The sequence below is a fragment of the Oceanicola sp. 502str15 genome (assembly GCF_024105635.1).
In the GTDB taxonomy this organism is placed as follows: domain Bacteria; phylum Pseudomonadota; class Alphaproteobacteria; order Rhodobacterales; family Rhodobacteraceae; genus Vannielia.
On sequence record NZ_WYDQ01000001.1, the window covers coordinates 1,219,550 to 1,239,007 of the forward strand.

18 protein-coding genes are annotated in these 19,458 nt (G+C 66.2%); 7 read left to right on the top strand and 11 right to left on the bottom strand.

The genetic code is table 11. The features are described 5' to 3' along the window. Nucleotides 1-63: 63 nt before the first annotated feature. From GTH22_RS05805 to GTH22_RS05820, 4 genes are all read right to left on the bottom strand, one after another. Nucleotides 64-2,430, bottom strand: coding sequence for a TRAP transporter large permease subunit (locus GTH22_RS05805; RefSeq protein WP_252943842.1), 2,367 nt, complete (start codon nucleotides 2,428-2,430; stop codon nucleotides 64-66). 11 nt (nucleotides 2,431-2,441) lie between these two features. Then, nucleotides 2,442-3,335 (bottom strand): TRAP transporter small permease subunit, encoded by an 894-nt coding sequence (locus GTH22_RS05810; RefSeq protein ID WP_252943843.1) that lies wholly within the window; start codon nucleotides 3,333-3,335, stop codon nucleotides 2,442-2,444. An 88-nt stretch (nucleotides 3,336-3,423) separates the two neighbouring features. Further along, nucleotides 3,424-4,512 carry a twin-arginine translocation signal domain-containing protein gene (locus GTH22_RS05815; RefSeq protein ID WP_252943844.1) on the bottom strand — a complete coding sequence of 363 codons (1,089 nt, stop codon included), beginning with the start codon at nucleotides 4,510-4,512 and terminating at the stop codon, nucleotides 3,424-3,426. 233 nt (nucleotides 4,513-4,745) lie between these two features. Continuing rightward, nucleotides 4,746-5,834: a TRAP transporter substrate-binding protein gene (locus GTH22_RS05820; protein WP_252943846.1), complete on the bottom strand. Its 1,089-nt coding sequence runs from the start codon at nucleotides 5,832-5,834 to the stop codon at nucleotides 4,746-4,748. Nucleotides 5,835-6,124: 290 nt separating this feature from the next. Between GTH22_RS05820 and GTH22_RS05825 the strand changes: the two genes are divergently transcribed. Together GTH22_RS05825 and GTH22_RS05830 are read left to right on the top strand one after the other, a co-directional pair. Next, a complete protein-coding gene (locus GTH22_RS05825; protein ID WP_252943848.1) occupies nucleotides 6,125-7,468 on the top strand; it encodes a cache domain-containing protein in 1,344 nt (447 codons plus the stop codon). Next, entirely contained in the window at nucleotides 7,465-8,112 is a 648-nt protein-coding gene (locus GTH22_RS05830) for a response regulator transcription factor (protein WP_252943849.1), read from the top strand. The genes GTH22_RS05825 and GTH22_RS05830 overlap by 4 nt, the downstream gene beginning before the upstream one ends. A 144-nt stretch (nucleotides 8,113-8,256) precedes the next feature. On the opposite strand, the gene GTH22_RS05835 is transcribed toward GTH22_RS05830, so the two are convergent. Next, nucleotides 8,257-8,952: a hypothetical protein gene (locus tag GTH22_RS05835; RefSeq protein ID WP_252943850.1), complete on the bottom strand. Its 696-nt coding sequence runs from the start codon at nucleotides 8,950-8,952 to the stop codon at nucleotides 8,257-8,259. Nucleotides 8,953-9,264: 312 nt separating this feature from the next. Between GTH22_RS05835 and GTH22_RS05840 the strand changes: the two genes are divergently transcribed. Then, nucleotides 9,265-9,618 (top strand): PRC-barrel domain-containing protein, encoded by a 354-nt coding sequence (locus GTH22_RS05840; RefSeq protein WP_252943851.1) that lies wholly within the window; start codon nucleotides 9,265-9,267, stop codon nucleotides 9,616-9,618. Between the two features lie 82 nt (nucleotides 9,619-9,700). Here the strand turns inward: GTH22_RS05840 and GTH22_RS05845 are convergent, their stop codons facing one another. Further along, nucleotides 9,701-10,954: a sodium:proton antiporter gene (locus GTH22_RS05845; RefSeq protein WP_252943852.1), complete on the bottom strand. Its 1,254-nt coding sequence runs from the start codon at nucleotides 10,952-10,954 to the stop codon at nucleotides 9,701-9,703. 371 nt (nucleotides 10,955-11,325) lie between these two features. Between GTH22_RS05845 and GTH22_RS05850 the strand changes: the two genes are divergently transcribed. Further along, nucleotides 11,326-13,077 (top strand): acetolactate synthase 3 large subunit, encoded by a 1,752-nt coding sequence (locus GTH22_RS05850; protein ID WP_252943854.1) that lies wholly within the window; start codon nucleotides 11,326-11,328, stop codon nucleotides 13,075-13,077. A gap of 61 nt (nucleotides 13,078-13,138) precedes the next feature. Then, nucleotides 13,139-13,591 (top strand): hypothetical protein, encoded by a 453-nt coding sequence (locus GTH22_RS05855; RefSeq protein WP_252943855.1) that lies wholly within the window; start codon nucleotides 13,139-13,141, stop codon nucleotides 13,589-13,591. 1 nt (nucleotide 13,592) lies between these two features. Here GTH22_RS05855 and GTH22_RS05860 read toward each other — a convergent pair whose 3' ends face one another. Further along, the gene (locus GTH22_RS05860; RefSeq protein WP_252943857.1) at nucleotides 13,593-14,381 is read right to left on the bottom strand and encodes a hypothetical protein; all 789 of its coding nucleotides are present in this window, start codon (nucleotides 14,379-14,381) and stop codon (nucleotides 13,593-13,595) included. Between the two features lie 107 nt (nucleotides 14,382-14,488). Between GTH22_RS05860 and ilvN the strand changes: the two genes are divergently transcribed. After that, complete coding sequence (gene ilvN / locus GTH22_RS05865; protein WP_252943859.1) at nucleotides 14,489-15,055, top strand: acetolactate synthase small subunit; 567 nt, start codon at nucleotides 14,489-14,491, stop codon at nucleotides 15,053-15,055. A gap of 55 nt (nucleotides 15,056-15,110) precedes the next feature. On the opposite strand, the gene GTH22_RS05870 is transcribed toward ilvN, so the two are convergent. After that, nucleotides 15,111-15,731, bottom strand: a complete 621-nt coding sequence (locus GTH22_RS05870) for a hypothetical protein (RefSeq protein ID WP_252943860.1) — start codon at nucleotides 15,729-15,731, stop codon at nucleotides 15,111-15,113. A gap of 111 nt (nucleotides 15,732-15,842) precedes the next feature. After that, nucleotides 15,843-16,229, bottom strand: a complete 387-nt coding sequence (locus GTH22_RS05875; RefSeq protein WP_252943862.1) for a hypothetical protein — start codon at nucleotides 16,227-16,229, stop codon at nucleotides 15,843-15,845. Between the two features lie 78 nt (nucleotides 16,230-16,307). Between GTH22_RS05875 and purB the strand changes: the two genes are divergently transcribed. Next, complete coding sequence (gene purB, locus GTH22_RS05880; protein WP_252943864.1) at nucleotides 16,308-17,609, top strand: adenylosuccinate lyase; 1,302 nt, start codon at nucleotides 16,308-16,310, stop codon at nucleotides 17,607-17,609. 332 nt (nucleotides 17,610-17,941) lie between these two features. Here purB and ccmE read toward each other — a convergent pair whose 3' ends face one another. Together ccmE and argC are read right to left on the bottom strand one after the other, a co-directional pair. Continuing rightward, nucleotides 17,942-18,394, bottom strand: coding sequence for a cytochrome c maturation protein CcmE (gene ccmE, locus GTH22_RS05885; protein ID WP_252943866.1), 453 nt, complete (start codon nucleotides 18,392-18,394; stop codon nucleotides 17,942-17,944). Nucleotides 18,395-18,403: 9 nt separating this feature from the next. Further along, nucleotides 18,404-19,432, bottom strand: a complete 1,029-nt coding sequence (gene argC / locus GTH22_RS05890) for an N-acetyl-gamma-glutamyl-phosphate reductase (RefSeq protein WP_252943868.1) — start codon at nucleotides 19,430-19,432, stop codon at nucleotides 18,404-18,406. Between the last annotated feature and the right edge of the window lie 26 nt (nucleotides 19,433-19,458).

The following is a 19,458-nucleotide window of genomic DNA, read 5'->3' on the forward strand; positions in this document are numbered from 1 at the left end:
CGCAAGGTGCCCTTTCGTGTTTTTTGCGCAGCGGCGGCGGCGCTGCGTACGCCGCCTGCCGGATCAGTTCGGGATCAGGTCGGGGATGATCGAGACGATCCCCGGGAAGACCCAGAGCAGCCCCAGCCCGACCACCTGGATCAGCACGAAGGGGGCAACCCCGCGGTAGATATGGCCAGTCGTCACCTGCGGCGGCGCGACGCCCCGCAGATAGAACAGCGCAAAGCCGAAGGGCGGCGTGAGGAAGCTGGTCTGGAGATTCACCGCGATCATGATCGTCACCCACTTCGGGTCCATCGTGCCGCCATAGATCACCGGCCCCACGATCGGCACCACGATGTAGATGATCTCGAGGAAGTCGAGCACGAAGCCGAGGATGAACATCACCAGCATCACGATCAGGAAGACCTTGAACTCGCTGTCGAAGCTCTTGAGGAACTGCTGGATGTAATGCTCGCCGCCAAAGCTGATGACCACCAGGTTCAGGAGCTGCGAGCCGATGAGGATGGTGAAGACCATGCTCGTCACCTTCGCCGTCTCCCGTACCACCGGTGTCATCACCGCGCCGCGATAGAGCACCCAGACCCCGTAGAGCACGCCGAAGAAGGCCACCATGTAGGCCGAGTAGGCCACGAGGAAGGCGATCCACGTCACCGGACGCACGGTCTCCTGGTTGATCCGCAGGTCGAAGTTCATGCCCGCGAGGATCATCAGGATCGTGGCATAGGCCGCGATCAGGATTACCTGCCCCGAGCCGCCCTCTTCGCGCAGCTTGCGGTAGGCCGCCAGCATGATCGCCCCGGCCGCGCCGAGTGCGGCGGCGGGCGTGGGGTTGGTGATGCCCCCGAGGATCGAGCCGAGCACGGCCACGATCAGCACCAGCGGCGGAAACACCACCCGGATCAGCTCGTTCTGCGCCAGCCGCCCGGCGGCATGGCGCATCGACCAGAGCACGACGATGATCGGAATGAGCAGGATCACCAGCGTCTCGGCCGACGACATGCCCGAGTGGATCAGCAGCGCATCGGCCAGCAGCATCACCACGATGCCGCCCGCCCCGATCAGCAGCGGAACCGGGCTGGCCGTGGGCGCCACCCCACGGGCGACCAGCAGGGTCAGCCCGAAGAGCACCGCGAGGGTTGCCACGCCGGTTCCGATCGGCGGGGCGTTGGGCACCGGGGCGGCCTCTTCCACCGACTCGCCGGCTTCCAGCGCGGCCGCATCGGCCTCTTCGGCGGCAGCCACCGCAGCCGCACCGGCGGCGCGCGCCTCGACAGAGGCATCCCAGCGGGCCTGCCCGTGAAGCTCGATCATCGCCGCCTGGCACTGCTCGCTGACATTGGTGCGCAGGATCCCGCCCTCGACCCCATGGGTCTCGGTCTGCACTGCCCGCACCACCTGGCTGCCGATCACGCCGACCTGCCCCAGGATCACCGCGCCGCCGATCAGCACGACCGGAAGCGCGAGGAACCATGTCAGCCCTTCGCGGCGGGTGATCACCTGGCCACCGGTGGAGGCTTCAAGCTGCACCGCCGGCGCCTTGGAGGGGTTCACCACCGCGTAGCCGAAGGCATAGAGCGCATAGAGCGCCGCCAGCATCACGCCGGGCAGCATCGCCGCCTGAAACAGCGTGCCGACCGACACCACCGCAGGCCGCCCCAGCAGGGTCAGCGCATCCGAGCAGCCCACCGTTTGGGCCCGCGCTTCCTGCGCCGTCGAGTAGAGATCGCCCGCCAGCGTGCCGAGCAGAACGATCACGATCGAGGGCGGAATGATCTGCCCCAGCGTGCCCGAGGCTGCGATCACCCCGGTCGAGAGCTCGGGGCTGTAGCCGCTGCGCAGCATGGTGGGCAGGCTCAGCAGGCCCATCGTCACCACCGTCGCGCCGACGATGCCGGTGGAGGCGGCGAGGAAAGCGCCCACGACCACGACCGAAACGGCAAGGCCGCCCGGCAGCGGGCCGAAGACCTTGGCCATCGTGGTCAGCAGATCCTCGGCGATCTTGGAGCGCTCAAGCACGATGCCCATCATCACGAACATCAGCACCGCAAGCAGCGTCTCGATGGACTGGCCCGCAAAGACCCGCTCGTTCATACGGTTGACGACAAACGACAGGTTCCGGTTGATCGCCTGCTCCCAGCCGCCCGGAAACAGCGATTCCTCGACCCTCGGCAATTCCGGGTATCGGAAGACGCTCACATCGTCCCGATGGACCCCGCTCGCCAAAATGTCCCTATAGGCATCGGAGCCTGTGTCGATGGCCTGGTGTATCAGCACACCCTGCGCATCGAGCAGCGCGATGATCCCGAAGGCTATGAGCCCGGCGCCACCGATGGCAAAGGCCACCGGGAACCCCGAGAGAATGCCGCCAAACAGGCAAAGCAGAACGATCAGCAGGCCGATCTCGACGCCATCTAGTCCGAAAATCATCTGCCGGTCCCCTAGTGTGTGCCTTCGTAGGCTTCTTCACCCTCGCCGAGAGTGTCTTTATCCAGATACTTGCCGTCGCTCTCCGGCCCCTCCAAGAACTCGCGGTAGCTGCGGTAGAAGAAGGCGACCGCCTGAAGCAGCACCAGCCCGCAGAAGGCGACCATGAGGATCTTGAAGAGGAAGTAGGCGTTGAAGCCGTTGGGCGAGAAGCCGATGGTCTCGACGTTCCACTTCACGATCTTGCTCTTGCGCATCAGCAGGTCGAGCCCTTCGGAGGCGCTGACCTTGGGCGTGATGAGCGAGCGCCAGAGGAAGAACCAGGCGTAGAGCCACGTGAGCACGGCCACCGGCACCATGAAGAACAGGCTGCCGAACATGTCGATCACCTTGCGGGTGCGGTAGCGCACCACGGCGTAGACAAGGTCCACCCGCACGTGACTGCCCTGCACGAAGGCGTAGGTGACGCAGAGCGCGACCACCATGGCGTTGTAGAATTTCAACTCTTCGCCGAACCAGCTCACCGATTGGGTGAAGCCGAAGCCGAAGGGCGCAATGGTGATCTCGCCGAAGCGGAACACCGATTGCAGGAACACGACCATCACCTGCTGGAGCACCATCAACAGGCCGACCCAGGCCACCAGCCGGCCGATGCCGTTGGCAAACCATTCCAGCCCGCGCACGCAACTCCACATGAACCGCGGAAAGATGAAGCCGATGATGGTGATGACCAGGAAGATGTCGAAGACTGCAAAGAACAACTCGACCGAGGCGCCGTAGTAGATGAAGCGCATCAGGCTTTCCGTGTTGGTCCAATCCAACCAGAGTCCCGGATGCGTCACCGCATATGCGATGTTGTAAAAGCCCATCCCGATCTGGGTGATGAGCCAAACGAGCGCGGTCCCCATACGCCCTTCTCCCCGTCTGTTGCTGGGCCCCACGCCACTGTGGCGGGAGGCCCGTTTTCATTTTTTCCTGCCGGGGACTGCAGCCGCTCTAGAGCGAAGACAGAACCCGATCGCGTTGCCGCGTATAGGCGCTTTCAGCCAGCGAAAGCCAGCCCGAAGACGCCCGCATCGAAGCCTGTGCGCTCTCGTGGACCTCCTTGAAGAGGTCGTCGCCCAGGTATTGTCCCAGCACCGAAACCGCGCCGGAGCCGAAGGCATCCCAGATGTCGTCGGCAAACTCGCGCACCTGTGTTCCGCCGTCCTTCAGCCGCTGCAGAGCCGGGCCGTTGTTGGAGGTGAAGAGCGCGTAGTTGGCCTGGTGGCCTTCGGCGGTGGCGGTCTCGATCATCAGCTGCTGTGCCGGGGTGAGGCTGTTGAACACCTCGAGGTTCACCCCGATCGACAGCGCCGGGCCAGCCTCGTGGAAGCCCGCCGGGTAGTAGAAGTCGCAAACCTCCTGAAGGCCCAGCTTCTCGTCCGACCAGGGGCCGATCCACTCGGTCGCATCCAGCGCGCCGGTGGAGAGTGCCTGGTAGATCTCGCCGCCCGGAAGCACCTGCACCGAGGCGCCCATGGAGGCCAGAACCTCGCCGCCGAGACCCGGCATGCGGAACTTCAGGCCATTGAAATCATCGGCAGAATTGACCTCGGAGCGGAACCATCCGCCGCCCTGCGCGCCGGTCTGACCGCCAAGGAACGGACGGATCCCGAAGACCTCGCCCAGCTGCTTGTGCAGGTCGGCGCCGCCATCGGCATAGTACCAGGTCATCATCTCGGCAGCGGTCATGCCAAAGGGCACGGCGCCGAAATAGGCCCAGGCCGGGTGCTGGCCGATCCAGTAGTAATCCACCCCGTGATAGATATCGGCCTGCCCGGCCACCACGGCGTCAAAGCTCTCGAAGGCGCCGACGAGTTCGCCGGCGGCCTTGGGCTCGACCGTCAGTTCGCCATCCGTCATCTCGGTGATGCGGTTGGCAAAGCGCTCCACGCTGTCCCACACGCCGGCCAGCCCGCGCGGCCATGTGGTGACCATGGTGAGCGTGCGGCCGCCCTGTGCCAAGGCCGGAGCGGCAAGCGTGCTTGCGGCGGCTGCGGTGCCCCCGAGCGCAGAAGTCTTTAGAAATGAGCGTCGATCCACGGATCGTCCTCCCTGGGTATTGCATGTTGAAAAAACGACCAGGAACACGCCGGTCCCTGCATCGAACGCCACATTATGTCCGCAACAAACGGGCGCAACCAGAAATATGCTTAGGGCACATCTGTATTTTCAACATATAATCGCAAGACCAAGCCTTGAGCCTTACGAAACTGCGGCCGGAAGACCGGCCGCAGTTCTGTCTCTGCCTTGCCCGCGGCAAGGCCGTTTCAGGCTTACATCGCGGCCAGAACGCGGTTGCGCTGGGCGGCGTAGTAGCTGTCGGACACCGAGAGCCAGCCCGAGGTGGACTTCATCGAAGCCTGGGCGCTGTCGTGGATCTTCTTGAACAGATCGTCCGAGGTGTAGCCGTTCAGCAGCTCGACCGAGGCCTTGCCGAAGGCGTCCCACACGTCGTCGGGGAACTCCATGACATTGGTGCCGCCGGACTTCAGACGCTCCAGCGCCGGGCCGTTGTTGGCAAGGAACTGGGCGTAGTTGGCCTGGTGGGCATCGGCGCAGGCGATCTCGACGATCTTCTGCTGGCTCGGGGTCAGGCTGTTGAACACTTCGAGGTTCATGCCTGCCGACAGGGCCGCGCCGGGCTCGTGGAAGCCGGCGGGGTAGTAGTAGTCGCAGACCTCCTGCAGGCCGAGCTTCTCGTCCGACCACGGGCCGATCCACTCGGTGCCGTCCAGCGCGCCGGTGGAAAGTGCCTGGTAGATCTCGCCGCCCGGAAGCACCTGCACCGAAGCGCCCAGCTTGGAGAGCGCCTCGCCGCCAAGGCCCGGCATGCGGAACTTGAGGCCGTTGAAGTCATCGGCAGAGGTGATCTCCTTGCGGAACCAGCCACCGCCCTGCGCCCCGGTCTGACCGGCGATGAACGACTTCACGCCGAAGACGTCGCCCAGCTCGTGGTGCAGCGCCATGCCGTCCTGGCCGTAGTACCAGGTCATCAGCTCGGGCACGGTCATGCCGAAGGGAACGGCGGTGAAGTAGGCCCATGCCGGATGCTGGCCGACCCAGTAGTAGTCGGCGCCGTGATACATGTCGGCCTGGCCCGAAACGGTGGCGTCAAAGCTCTCGAACGCGCCGACGAGTTCGCCCGCGGCCTTCGGCTCGACGGTGATCTGCCCGTCGGTTGCGGCGGTGATGTTGTTGGCGACCCGCTCCACCGAGTCCCAAACGCCGGCAAGGCCGCGCGGCCAGGTCGTAACCATGGTCAGCGTGCGGTTGCCCTGAGCATAGGCCGGTGCGGCCAGCGTGGCTGCGGCGGCTGCACCGCCACCGAGTGCCGACGTCTTCAGAAATGAACGACGATCCATTGTGTCCTCCCATAAGTAGGCCCGGTCCTCTCCGAGCCTTTCCTTCTTGTGGGCGTCAGCCTAGCGACAAGCCATGTCAAAGCATATACCCACAACTGCGTAGAGAGGGCCGAAAGAATCTTGCGCGCCCGATCCCGCCTCCGGGCGATTGACGCGCCTGCCCCGCCGCGCCACTCTTTCGACGCCCACCCAACCCCGGAGCCCCGCCGCTGAAACGCCTGCTGCGATACCTCGACCGCCATCTTGCCCCGCGCTACGCCCAGAAGCTGTTTCTTCTGGCCACCCTGCCGATGCTGCTGGCGGTGGCGGCCATCTCGGTGCTGGTCGCGCAGCAGTCGCGCCTTCTGGCCGAGCGCGAGATCGCCGCGCTGGAGGCCCAGCTGATCGAGGCCAAGAAGGCCGAGCTGCGCAACTACGTCACCCTCGCGCGCGCCGCCTTCTACTCGGTCTATGCCGCCGCCACCCCCAGCGATCACAAGGCACAAACCCGCGTCACCCAGATCCTCGCCGCCATGACCTATGGCACCGACGGCTACTTCTATGTCTACGACTACGAGGGCACCAACCTCGTCGCCCCGCTCCAGACCGAGCTGATCACCCGCAACTGGCAGGGCCTGACCGACAGCGAGGGCACCCTCGTCGTCGACCGGCTCATCGAGCAGGCCCGCAAGGGCGGCGGCTATCACACCTACCTCTGGAAGAAGCCCTCCACCGGAAAGGAGGCGCTGATGATCTCCTACACCGGCGGCCTGCAGGACTGGCGATGGGCGGTGGGCACCGGCGTGTTTCTCGATGACGTGCTCGCCTCGGTCGCCGCCGCCCGCGCCCAGACCGAAGCCCGCATCCGCACCACCTTCCTGTGGATCGCCGTCATCACCCTCGGCGCGGTGATGCTGGTGTTCCTCTCCGGGCTGGCGCTCAACATCCGCGAACGGCGGCTGGCCGACAACAAGCTGAAGGCCCTGACCCAGCGCATCTTCGACACCCAGGAAGAGGAGCGCGGCCGCGTCGCCCGCGAGCTGCACGATTCCATCTCGCAGCTGCTGGTCGGCATCCGCTACGCGCTGGAACTGGCCAAGCGCCGCCTCTCCACCGGCGACCCCAACGCCGTGGAGAGCGTGGAAAAGGGCATTGTCGGGCTGAACGGCGCCATTCAGGAGGTCCGCCGCATCTCGCGCGACCTGCGCCCCGGGCTGCTCGACGATCTCGGCCTCGGCCCCGCCATCCAGGCGTTGACCGAGAGCTTTGCCGCGCGCACCGGCATTGCCGTGGAGTTTGAAACCGTTGTGTTCCGGAACCGGCTCGACCAGGAGGCCAAGATCGCGCTCTACCGGATCGCCCAGGAGGCACTGACCAATATCGAGCGCCATGCCGGCGCCAGCCGCGTCACCGTCAACCTGCGCGGCCACAGGCGCGGGGCGCTGATGCGGATCGAGGATGACGGCATCGGCCTGAGCGAGGTGGCCGGTGCCCCCGAGAGCCCCGGCATGGGCCTGCGCAACATGGCTGAACGCATCGAACAGCTCGACGGCACCCTGCGGGTCATGTCCTCGCGCAGCGGAACCCTCATTGAAGCCGAGATCCCGCTAAGCCATATGCTGCCCCCCGAGAACGCACAGAAGGCATCCGCATGAACACTCCCGCCCCGATCCGCGTGGCCATCGTCGACGATCACCCCATGGTGGCCGAGGGCGTGCAGGCGATCCTGCAAACCTATGACGATATCGAAGTGGTCGGCACGCTCTCCTCCGGGCAGGAGATCATCGACTCCGTCGAGGAGCTTGCGCCGGACGTGGTGCTGCTCGATCTCAACATGCCCGGCGTCAGCGGCCTCACCGCCACCGAGCTGCTGCTCGAGCGCCGCCCCGAAACCCGCGTGCTGATCCTCTCGATGCACGACAGCACCGGCTACATCTCCTCCGCCCTCTCCCACGGGGCGATGGGCTACATCCTCAAGGACGTGCCGACCGAAGAGATCAAGACCGCGATCGACACCGTGATGCAGGGCGAGCGCTACCTCTGCACCGGCGCCACCGCCTCGCTCCGCCCCGCAACCCGCGGCGGCGTCGAGCAGCTCACCAACCGCGAGCAGACGATCCTGCTGCAACTGGCACAGGGCAAATCCAACAAGGAAGTCGCGCTGGCGCTCGACATCTCCGTGCGCACCGTCGAGACCCACCGCAAGAACCTGCGCGCCAAACTCGGCATAACCTCCACCGCCGGCCTCACCCGCTACGCGATGGAGCATGGCGTGTTGCAGGGAACTGGGAAGTTCTGAAATGCACAAAGGCCCGGCGCAGGGGCCGGGCCTTTGGCGTTTGTTTCGCGGCGCTGTTCCTTCAGGTGAAGAGAATGAACAGCAGGATGATCCAGATCGGAACACCGAGCAGCCAGAGAAGTATCGCTTTCATGGCTTGTCCTCCTATGTCCAGCGGCCGAAGTGCTTGAAGCTCCGGCTCTCGTCGCGGTGCAGGCCACCGACACCGGCAGCCCAATAAGCACCCGCAGCGGCGATCATCAGCGACGCGGCAAGGGCAAAGGCCGAGATCACCGAGTATTTCCGCGCCGTTTCCGCCGCAGCGGCAGCATCGGCCTGGCTCACCTCGGCTTCGGCCACGGCTTCACCGGCCGCGTCCACCGCATCGCCGGTCGTGCCGTCACTCGCGGCTGCCGCCACCTGCGCCACGGAAGAGGCGGTTTCACTCGTTGCCTGAACGGCGGTATCCGCCGTTGCGCCCAGCAGGTAGGCGCCCAGCAGCACGGCCACGGCCCAGACGGTCAGCCCGTGAATACCGTCGCGCACGGCCACCTCATCGGCCTCTGCCGCATCCACCCGGCGGCGCATCCGCCCGGCAATGTAGCCCCCGGCCATGAAGCTCGAGATCGTCGTCCACAGCATCCAGGAGGCCACGGCGATCAGCGCGGCCATGGCATTGCCGTCGCCCTCGTACGGCGAGATGATCGACAGCCCGAGGGCGGCGCCGAAGGTGGTGAAGACGAAGGCGATCCCGGAGGCGACAGCCGCGCCCGCAAGGATCGACGCCCAGTCGACATAACTGCCCTCCAGAGCCACGCGGGGCGCGGCGGACTGGGTCAGTGCTTCTGTTCGTTCGGTCATGTATCTGTCCTTTTTCTGGGATTGGTCTGGGTCAGCCGAGGCCAATGAGGGACAGCACCGCCATAACGATGACAACGAGCCCGACGAGATAGATAATACCGTGCATTTTCAGATTCCTCCGGTGTGTTTTTAAAGTGAGCTGACAAGAACTCACGTCTCGGTGAACAACGCCGGCTTTCGCAGAATTGTTCCGCCCGGCCGTTTTCCACCCCCGCCAAGGGGCGGCCCGAGCCACATTCCGCCGAGCCAAAACCACGCCGGAACATCGCAGGTACTTCCGGGTTGGTTTTCCATCAAACGGAGGAGACAAATATGACCACAACAACCACCAACCGCCTCGTCGCCTCGAGCGACGTGAACGGCACCGAAGTCTACAGCCGCGACGGCACCCACATCGGCTCGATCGACCACCTGATGATCGACAAGGAGTCGGGCAAGGTCGCCTATGCCGTGATGGGCTTCGGCGGCTTTCTCGGCATCGGCGAAGAGCATTATCCCGTGCCATGGGGCAAGCTGACCTTCGACACCGCCAAGGATGGCTTCGTCACCGACATCACCGAAGAACAGGTGAAGGGCGCGCCCGCGCGCCATGACACCTGGCACGACGACCGCGAGTGGGAGCGCCGCGCGCACGACCACTACGGCGCGCCCTTCTACTGGATGTAACCCCTCAGCCCAACCGGCGACGGCTCCCCTCAGCGGGAGCCGTTTTCGCATCCGAGGGCCAAATGCGCCCTCAGTCCGGCCCTCAGTCCGGGTCGTGATCGCCAAGCCGGTCCATCGCCCAGCCCACGGTGAACCCGTGCAGCAGGGTCGACAGCAGGATCACCAGGGCGACGAGCGACCAGAGCTGCGCCTCGTTGAAGAACTCCACATGCCCGCTGGCGTAGCAGAGGTAGTAGATCGACCCGATCCCCCGCACCCCGTAAACCGAGACCACGCCCCTGTCGTGGTGCGTGATCTGCGTCCCCATCAGCGCAACCCACCCCGCCGCCGGGCGGATGAGCAGGATCAGGGCCAGCGCGATCCACAGGTGCGTCCAGTCCAGATCGGCAAACAGCATCGGCAGGGCGGTGCCGAGCGCCACCAGCAAAATGGCGGTCAGCGCGTGCTCGATGGATTCCGAGAAGTTGTGCAACCGACGGTGAAAGTGGTGGTCCTCCTCGATCCGCCGCAGCGTCAGCCCCAGCACCGCCACCGCGATGAAGCCATAGCCTTCCACCAGCTCGGTCGAGCCGTAACACAGCAGAACCCCGGCAAAGGCGATCACCCCCGAGCCGGTATCGGCCAGCACCGATCCCTTGGGCACCATGAACAGCACGAACCCCAGCGCACGGCCCCCGAGCCAGCCCATCCCCACGCCCACGGCGATCCGGTAGAAAATGTCCAGGCCCACCCATTGCAGCGCCCAAGCGCCCGGCGAAAACCCCTCCGCCGCGATGATTAAGCCAAGGTAGACGAAGGGGAAGGCCAGCCCGTCGTTCAGCGCCGCCTCGGTGGTCAGCGTGAAGCGCACCGGGTGTTCGGCCCCCTCCTGCGGCGGGCCAACCTGCACATCCGCGGCCAGCACCGGGTCGGTCGGCGCCAGAACCGCACCAAGCAGGATCGCACCCGCCAGCGTCAGCCCGCCGAGCCAGACGCCCAGCAGCGCCACCGCCAGAATGGTCAGCGGCATCGCGATGGCCAACATGCGCACCGTCGGAATCCAGCGCCGCCATGGCCGCAGGCTGTCGATCCGCATCCCCGCCCCAAACAGCGCCACGATCACCGCCAGCTCGCTGACCAGCTCCCAGGGCCGCGGCACCTCGCGCGGATCGGGAAGCATCTGGAGGTGGTCGGGCACCAGCAGCGCCGCCCCCGCTCCGAACAGGATCATCAGCGGCGCCGCCGCCGGCTCCCGGTCGGAGAACAGCCGCGGCAGCCAGCGCGACAGGATCACCACCGCGCCCACCAGTGCCAGCGTGATGTGATAGTCATCGAATGAGAAAAATGCGTCGTCCAAGGGGCTCGCGATCCTGTTCCGCTGCATGAGCCCTTCGCCCAGCACCCGCCACCCTACCGCGCCCGGCCCCCGGGCCACCAGCGCCTTCCCGCAGCGACACCACCCACGCCCCCTGCAACAAAGTTACCAATTTCCCGCTCACCACGACATTTTCTGAATTTCGCCTGTTGACGCCCCCGCCCTCCTCTCCTAACGTCCGCCCACGCAACACGCATGAGAGACCAGAATGACCAACATTCTCGTACTTGTAGGAGAAAGGCGCATGGGCCGGTAAACACCGGAAAGCTCAAGACCTTATCCCATGCGCCCCCGATGACCCTCGGGGGTTTTTTTATGCGAATCGAAGATGACGCCAGAACGGAGAAGAGAACATGGCACGTCAGATGACCGGCGCAAAAATGGTAGTCCAGGCCCTGAAGGATCAGGGTGTGGAAGTCGTATTTGGCTATCCCGGCGGTGCGGTCCTTCCGATCTACGACGAGATCTTCCAGCAGAATGACATTCGCCACATCCTGGTCCGTCACGAGCAGGGCGCGACCCACGCCGCCGAGGGCTATGCCCGCTCCACCGGCAAGCCCGGCGTTGTGCTCGTCACCTCCGGCCCCGGCGCGACCAATGCCGTGACCGGCATCACCGACGCGCTGATGGATTCGATCCCGATGATCGTGCTCACCGGCCAGGTGCCCACCTTCGCCATCGGCTCCGATGCCTTCCAGGAGGCCGACACCGTGGGCATCACCCGCCCTTGCACCAAGATGAACTGGCTGGTGAAGGACACCGACCAGCTTGGCCAAACCATCCACGAGGCCTTTCACGTCGCCACCTCGGGCCGCCCCGGCCCGGTGCTGATCGACATCCCGAAGGACGTGCAGTTTGCCAATGGCACCTACACCTCGCCCAAGCAGATGCAGTCGCATTACGCCCCCAAGGTGAAGGGCGACAGCGAGATGATCACCGCGCTGGTCGAGGCGATGGAAGAGGCCGAGCGCCCGGTGTTCTACACCGGCGGCGGCGTCATCAACTCCGGCACCGCGGCCAGCCAGCTGCTGCGCGAGTTCGTGTCGGAAACCGGCTTTCCGATCACCTCCACCCTGATGGGCCTCGGGGCCTACCCGGCCTCGGGCAAGGAATGGCTGGGGATGCTGGGGATGCACGGTCTCTACGAGGCCAACCTCGCGATGCATGGCTGCGACCTGATGATCAACATCGGCGCGCGCTTCGACGACCGCATCACCGGGCGCATCTCCGACTTTTCGCCCCATTCCGCCAAGGCCCATATCGACATCGACCCAAGCTCCATCAACAAGGTGATCCACGTCGATTTCCCGATCGTGGGCGACGTGGCCCATGTGCTCGAGGATGCCCTGCGCATCTGGAAGTCGCGCGGCCGCAAGACCAACAAGGCCGGCCTCTCCAAGTGGTGGAAGCAGATCGCCGACTGGAAGGCCGTGCGCTGCCTCGCCTACGAGCCGAGCAAGAAGACCATCAAGCCCCAGCACGCGCTGGAACGGCTGGAGGCGCTCACCAAGGACCATGACCGCTACATCACCACCGAGGTCGGCCAGCACCAGATGTGGGCGGCCCAGTTCCTCGGCTTCGAGGACCCCAACCGCTGGATGACCTCCGGCGGCCTCGGCACCATGGGCTACGGCTTCCCCGCCTCCATCGGCGTGCAGATCGCCCATCCCGACGCGCTGGTGATCAACGTCGCCGGCGAGGCGAGCTGGCTGATGAACATGCAGGAAATGGGCACCGCGGCGCAGTATCGCCTGCCGGTGAAGCAGTTCATCCTCAACAACGAGCGGCTGGGGATGGTGCGCCAGTGGCAGGAGCTGCTGCACGGCGAGCGCTATTCGCACTCCTGGTCCGAGGCGCTGCCCGATTTCGTCAAGCTGGCCGAGGCCTTCGGCGCCAAGGGCATCTGCATCTCCGACCCCGCAGACCTCGATGACGCGATCATGGAGATGATCAACCACGACGGCCCCGTGATCTTCGACTGCCTCGTCGAAAAGCACGAGAACTGCCTGCCGATGATCCCCTCGGGCGAGCCCCACAACAAGATGATCCTCAACGGCGCCAACACCGCCGATGCCATCAAGGAGGGCGGCAAGGTCATGGTCTGACCGGCCCCCGGTGCGGCGCCCCCCCTCGCGGGGGCGCCGCCCTTCTGCCCGAGGCACCCTCATGTCGCACTACATGCGCTTCTTCTTCACCAGCCCCGCGCCCGCGCTGTCCCGGCTCGCCGCCACGCTGCCCACCGCCCTGCCCCGCCACAGCCTGCGTCACCTCGCCCCCGAGGACGCCCCCCGCGAGGCAGAGCTCTACGCGGGCGAAACCCTCTGCGCCGCGCTCGACCTCACCCTGCCCGGCACGCCGCTCTTCACAGACGAGATCGCCGAGTTCATCGCGGCGCTGGAGGCCGGCAAGGGCACCGGCGAAATGGCCCGGGTGCGCGATGTGCTCACCCGCTGCACCGCCGTCCTCGCCGCCCAGATCCTGTGGCAGGGCCGCAAGACCGATGAGGTGATGGACGATATCGACCCGTTCTGGGACTGGATCGCCGCGCAGCACGAGGGGCTGCTGCAAGCCGACACGCAAGGCTTTTTCGAGGGGTATGACCGTGTCCTTGCGCTCTGAGCTACGCCTCGACCTCTTCCCAGCTCCCGTCGCGCGCCATGACGCTGACAACCTGCACCCCGGCCTCGTCGGCAGCCACCACCACCACCGGCCCCGCCGCGCCCTCTGCCTCCTCGATCAGCGCATCGAGCAGCTCGCAGTGAAAGGTGTTGCAGATCCCGGCCCGATGACTGCGCGGCAGGGTGCAGCCCATCGGCCCCTGAAACAGGCAGCCCCCGGCGCTGCTCTCTTCGGGAAAATGCGCCTCGTAGCGCGCCAGCACCGCCTCCTTCGTCAGCCCGGGCTCGGCCCGGCGAAAGCCCTGGATCGTGCCCAGTTTCACGAAGGCCATCTGCCCGAAGCCCCTGATGCAGCAGCTCCCCCGGCAAGACGCACAGGCCCGCCCCACCACGTCGGGCTCCTCCGGCTCCTGCGCCTTGCGGTCGTAGACATCCCCGATCGCCTCCACATCGACCCGGAAGGCCTCGTCGCAGAGCCGCGCCACATGGGCCAGAAACGCGGCGCGCCGGCCCTCCTCGGCCGCCACCAGCACCGGCACCCGGTGCGTCACTGCACCCAGCAGCGGCCTGGCACCGGCACCATCCTCGGCCTGCACCCGGGCCAGCACGGGCGCAACGGCCTCCGCCACCCGCGCCCGCGCCGCGCCGGCCTCCACGCGCCGCGCGTCCACAGCCCTCTCGGCCGCCGCCCGGCTGTTCGCGAGGGCACAGAGCGGCCTGCCGCAATGGCCCGCCACCGGATGGGCCATCGCGTCATCGCAGTATGGGCAGTTCGCCTCGCCGGACCGCATCGGCACTCTCCTTCACAGGACGCCCTGCCAGCCTATGCCCCCGCCCCGGCATTGACAAACCGCGGCCCAGCCGCAAAACCACGACCAAACCCACCAAGGAGCCCGAAATGGCCGCGCTGAAACTCAAGAAGGGTCTGTCGAAGCATTCCGCCTACGACCTGAAGGACCCCAACGCCGAAGTGATCGAAACCCACACCCTCGCGGTGCTGGTCGAAAACGAGGCCGGGGTGCTGGCGCGGGTGATCGGGCTGTTCTCGGGCCGGGGCTACAACATCGAAAGCCTCACCGTGGCCGAGGTCGACCACGAGGGCCACCGCTCGCGCATCACCATCGTCACCACCGGCACCCCCGGGATCATCGAGCAGATCAAGGCCCAGCTCGGCCGCCTCGTGCCGGTCCACGAGGTCCACGACCTCACCGTCGAAGGCCCCGCCGTCGAGCGCGAACTGGCGCTGTTCATGGTGGCGGGCGAAGGCGAAAAGCGCGTCGAAGCCCTGCGCCTGGCCGATATCTTCCGCGCCAACGTGGTCGACAGCACGCTGCACAGCTTCATCTTCGAGATGACCGGCCCCTCCGAAAAGATCGACGCCTTCGCCGACCTCATGCGCCCCCTCGGCCTGAGCGAAATCGCCCGCACCGGCGTCGTGGCGCTCTCACGCGGCGAAAAGGGCTGATCGGCCCCCGTAGGGCGGGACTTGTCCCGCCCTCACCCGCCAGCAGGCACCCGGCCTATTTCTCCAGAACCAGCGTCATCCGGCAGCTGAACAGCCCACGCTGCGCCATCTCCCGTGCCATCGCCACCGGGTAGCTCTGCCGTGCCCGCACCGCCGCGCCCCGGCATTTTTGCAGTGCCACCGCCTTCGCCTCCGCCCCGCTGCCAAGGTTGCTCGCCCCGCCCCAGGCCCCTTCGGGCGTATTGGCAAAGGCCGACCAGCGGCCATGTCGAAGGCTCCGGAAGCGGTCCACCATCACGTTCGCCAGCGTCCCCGAATTGGCAATCCGCCCCTTCGGCCCGGCATTCACGCCCCGAGGCATGATTTCCGCATGGGGCACGCAGGCCTGCCGCGCCCGCCGCTCGCAGCCCAGCCGGGCGATCAGATGCGCCGCTGCCGCCGAGCTTGCGCCCGCATGGCCGTGGGCCACGTCGCCCGAGCGGCTCACGTAGAAGGCCCCGTAGTAGTCATGCGAATGTCCGAAGCGCGCCAACGCGGCCTCCTGCTGCGGCCCGAGGGCCTTCACCGCCCGCACCGCCACCTTCCCGGCGGTTTCGAGACGCACCTGCGCGGCGGCCTGCTGGGGCAGCGCGAGGCTGAGTGCGATGATGGCGGCGATCCTGGCAAATGCTGTCATGGGGCTGGCTCCTCTGTTGCCCCGAAGCTCGCCCCTGGCCGCGCCGAAAATGGGGCAAAGCCCTGCCCCGGGCGTGGCCCATCGCTAAAATCCAATCCATCCGCCCGCGTTCTAACGGCAGGCCAGCGCCTCGCCAAACGCCTCTTCCGGCCAGCCCGTCAGCCGCACGCCGCCCGGCCCGGCGCAGAGGAGCTGCGGGTCGTTCCCCGCATCCACCGCGTAGCCGCAGACCAGCTGCATGCCAAAGAGCCGCCCCTTCAGCCGCCAGCTCTCGTGCTCCCGCCGCCAGCGCAGCGTGCCCGCCGGACCGGCGCAGCCCTCCGCCTTCAGCCCGCGCCTCTGCACCCGAAGCGCGAGCGGCTCGGCCATCAGCGCCCCGTCCGCCCCCCGGCCCACCATCTCGTAGGTCTCTTCGAAAAACCCGAGCTCCGGCCCGTTCTCCGGCCCCGCCGCCAGCGCCGCCCCCGCGCTCATCGCCCAGATCACCAGCCACCGCATCGCCGCACCCCTCTTGTTGCTACCGCCCCCCGAGTGTATCCGACCCTCGACCGCTGACCAGACGCGAAAGGCGCACCCATGATCCCCCGCTATTCCCGCCCCGAGATGACCGCCATCTGGGAACCCGCCACCAAGTTCCGCATCTGGTATGAGATCGAGGCCCACGCCTGCGACGCCATGGCAAACCTCGGGGTGATCCCGCGCGAGAATGCCGAGGCCGTCTGGAAAGCCAAGGACGTCGAATTCGACGTCGCCCGCATCGACGAGATCGAAGCCGTCACCAAGCATGATGTCATCGCCTTCCTGACCCATCTGGCCGAACACGTCGGCTCCGAAGAGGCCCGCTTCGTCCATCAGGGCATGACCTCCTCGGATGTGCTCGACACCTGCCTCAACGTCCAGCTCACCCGCGCCGCCGACATCCTGCTCGACGATATGGATGGCCTGCTCGAAGCCCTCAAGAAACGCGCGATGGAGCACAAGCATACCGTCCGCGTCGGCCGCTCCCACGGCATCCACGCCGAGCCGACGACAATGGGCCTCACCTTCGCCCGCTTCTACGCCGAGATGGATCGCAACAAGGCCCGCCTCAAGGCCGCCCGCGAAGAGATTGCCACAGGGGCCATCTCCGGCGCCGTCGGCACCTTCGCCAACATCGACCCGGCGGTGGAAGAACACGTCTGCGCCAAGCTCGGCCTGCACCCCGAGCCGATCTCCACCCAAGTGATCCCCCGTGACCGCCACGCCATGTTCTTCGCCGTCCTCGGGGTGATCGCCTCGAGCATCGAAAACGTCGCCATCGAGATCCGCCATATGCAGCGCACCGAGGTGCTGGAAGGCGCCGAGTTCTTCTCCATGGGCCAGAAGGGCAGCTCCGCCATGCCCCACAAGAAGAACCCGGTGCTGACCGAAAACCTCACCGGCCTCGCCCGGCTCGTCCGCATGGCCGTGATCCCGGCAATGGAAAACGTGGCCCTCTGGCACGAGCGCGACATCTCCCACTCCTCCGTCGAGCGCGCCATCGGCCCCGACGCCACCATCACGCTGGACTTCGCCCTGAAACGCCTCACCGGCGTCATCGACAAGATGCTGATCTTCCCCGAGAACATGCTCGACAACATGAACAAGTTCCCCGGCCTCGTGATGAGTCAACGCGTCCTCCTCGCCCTAACCCAGGCCGGCGTGAGCCGCGAAGACGCCTACGCCATGGTCCAGCGCAACGCCCTGAAGGTCTGGGAAGACCGCGTCGATTTCCGCGAACAGCTGCTGGCCGACGCCGATGTGGTCGCCGCTCTCGGAGAAGAGGCCATCAACGAGAAGTTCGACATGGGCTACCACACCAAACACGTCGACACGATCTTCACCCGCGTCTTCGGCTAATCGGATAAGTGGTGGGGTCCACCATCCCTACAGGCCGCCTGTAGGCCACCTGGATCCCACCCCAAACTGCCCAAATCCCGTCTCCGATTTCACACCCCGGGATCGCTCCGCGACGCCCGCGGCAAAGGCTCCTTGATAAGCCTCAAAGAGCCCATGTCACCGCACGCCACGCCCCGGGAAAACCGCACCCCTGCTCATTTTCTTGCTGAAAATATCTCCGGGGGGTGCGGGGGGCTGGCCCCCCGCCGCACGACGTCACCCAGAGAACTCACGCCCCAGGCAACCCAACCCCCCGCAACATACCGTAGAGCGGGACTTGTCCCGCCCCGGCCTCAGCTCTCAGGCTCCACGTAAACGCCCTGCTCCTTCAGCGCGTCCACAACCTCTTTGGGCATGTAGGTCTCGTCATGCTTGGCCAAAATCTCCGTGGCCCTGAACACCCGACCGTCATAGCTGCCGGTGCCCACCATGCCCTGCCCCTCGCCAAAGAGGTCGGGCAGGATGCCGGTGAACTCCACCGGCACCACCGCGCCGCCATCGGTGACTGAAAAGCGCACCGTCTCCCCCTCGCCGCGCACGATCGAGCCCTCTTCCACCAGCCCGCCGATGCGGAACACCTCATTCGGGCTGGGCGGGCTCTCCATCACCTGGCTGGGCGAGCGGAAGAAGTTGATACCATCCTTGAAGCCATAGCCGATAAGCCCGCCCGAGAGCGCCAGCGCCACGGCGGCCACCGCCAGCACCTGCACCCTGCGCCGCTTCTTAAGCCCCTTGAGCCCGGCCATGCGCCCTCCTTACGGGAACAACGGGGCCATCATCAGCCCCTCGGTTTCCGGCAACCCCAGCATCAGGTTGGCGTTCTGCACCGCCTGCCCGCTGGAGCCCTTGGTCAGGTTATCGAGGGCGGCAAACACCGTCGCCCGGCCCCGGGCCCGCTCCTGCGCCACGCCCAGATGCACCATGTTGCTGCCCCGGATCGAGCGGGTCGAGGGCACCTGCCCCATCGGCAGCACATGCACGAAAGGTTCGCCCTCATAGGCCGCGACCAGCGCCGCATGAAGCGCCGCAGCCTCGCCCTGCACATAGGCCGCCGAAAGGATGCCCCGGTTTGCCGGGATCAGCGTGGGGGTGAACTGCACCCGCACCTCGCGCCCCGCCGCCCTTGAAAACTCCTGGTCGAACTCGCCCAAGTGCCGATGCTTGCCGCCCGCCGCATAGGGCATCCAGCCCTCGGAGAGCTCGGCATGCAGCAGGTTCTCCTTCAGGCTCCGCCCGGCGCCCGAAACCCCAACCTTCATGTCGAGGATCACCGAGTCCGGATCGATCATCCCGGCCCTGAACAGCGGCAGGAGCGAAAACATACCGGTCGCCGCATTACAGCCCGTCCCGGCCACGAAACGCGCGCCCCGGATCTCGTCGCGGTAAAACTCGGTGAGGCCATAGACCGCCTCTTTCTGAAGCTCCACCGCCTGATGCGGCTGGCCGTACCACTTTTCGTATTCCGCCGGATCGCGCAGCCGGAAGTCGGCCGAAAGATCCACCACTTTCAACCCCTCGGGCAGACCGGGGATCACCTGCTGGCTGGTCACATGCGGCAGCGCGGCAAAACAAAGGTCGATCTGGCCAAAGTCGATCTCGTCGATCGTCACCAGCTTGGGCAGGTCGAGATGGGCCAGATGCGGGAAGACATCGCGCATCTCCATCCCGGCCTTGCGGTCGGCAGCCAGCGCGGCCACCTCCATCCCGGGGTGCGAGGCGATGATCCTGACGAGTTCGGCGCCGGTGTAGCCGGACGCGCCGAGAATGGCGATCTTTGCGGTCATGGGTCTTTCCTTGGTCGTGCGATGTT

What these genes read in the sequence shown, in the direction of transcription:
- GTH22_RS05805 (WP_252943842.1), bottom strand. Translation starts at nt 2,430, where the DNA reads ATGATTTTCGGACTAGATGGCGTCGAGATCGGCCTGCTGATCGTTCTG.
- GTH22_RS05810 (WP_252943843.1), bottom strand. Translation starts at nt 3,335, where the DNA reads ATGGGGACCGCGCTCGTTTGGCTCATCACCCAGATCGGGATGGGCTTT.
- GTH22_RS05820 (WP_252943846.1), bottom strand. Translation starts at nt 5,834, where the DNA reads ATGGATCGTCGTTCATTTCTGAAGACGTCGGCACTCGGTGGCGGTGCA.
- GTH22_RS05825 (WP_252943848.1), top strand. Translation starts at nt 6,125, where the DNA reads ATGCTGCTGGCGGTGGCGGCCATCTCGGTGCTGGTCGCGCAGCAGTCG.
- GTH22_RS05830 (WP_252943849.1), top strand. Translation starts at nt 7,465, where the DNA reads ATGAACACTCCCGCCCCGATCCGCGTGGCCATCGTCGACGATCACCCC.
- GTH22_RS05835 (WP_252943850.1), bottom strand. Translation starts at nt 8,952, where the DNA reads ATGACCGAACGAACAGAAGCACTGACCCAGTCCGCCGCGCCCCGCGTG.
- GTH22_RS05840 (WP_252943851.1), top strand. Translation starts at nt 9,265, where the DNA reads ATGACCACAACAACCACCAACCGCCTCGTCGCCTCGAGCGACGTGAAC.
- GTH22_RS05850 (WP_252943854.1), top strand. Translation starts at nt 11,326, where the DNA reads ATGGCACGTCAGATGACCGGCGCAAAAATGGTAGTCCAGGCCCTGAAG.
- GTH22_RS05855 (WP_252943855.1), top strand. Translation starts at nt 13,139, where the DNA reads ATGTCGCACTACATGCGCTTCTTCTTCACCAGCCCCGCGCCCGCGCTG.
- GTH22_RS05860 (WP_252943857.1), bottom strand. Translation starts at nt 14,381, where the DNA reads ATGCGGTCCGGCGAGGCGAACTGCCCATACTGCGATGACGCGATGGCC.
- ilvN (WP_252943859.1), top strand. Translation starts at nt 14,489, where the DNA reads ATGGCCGCGCTGAAACTCAAGAAGGGTCTGTCGAAGCATTCCGCCTAC.
- GTH22_RS05870 (WP_252943860.1), bottom strand. Translation starts at nt 15,731, where the DNA reads ATGACAGCATTTGCCAGGATCGCCGCCATCATCGCACTCAGCCTCGCG.
- GTH22_RS05875 (WP_252943862.1), bottom strand. Translation starts at nt 16,229, where the DNA reads ATGCGGTGGCTGGTGATCTGGGCGATGAGCGCGGGGGCGGCGCTGGCG.
- purB (WP_252943864.1), top strand. Translation starts at nt 16,308, where the DNA reads ATGATCCCCCGCTATTCCCGCCCCGAGATGACCGCCATCTGGGAACCC.
- ccmE (WP_252943866.1), bottom strand. Translation starts at nt 18,394, where the DNA reads ATGGCCGGGCTCAAGGGGCTTAAGAAGCGGCGCAGGGTGCAGGTGCTG.
- argC (WP_252943868.1), bottom strand. Translation starts at nt 19,432, where the DNA reads ATGACCGCAAAGATCGCCATTCTCGGCGCGTCCGGCTACACCGGCGCC.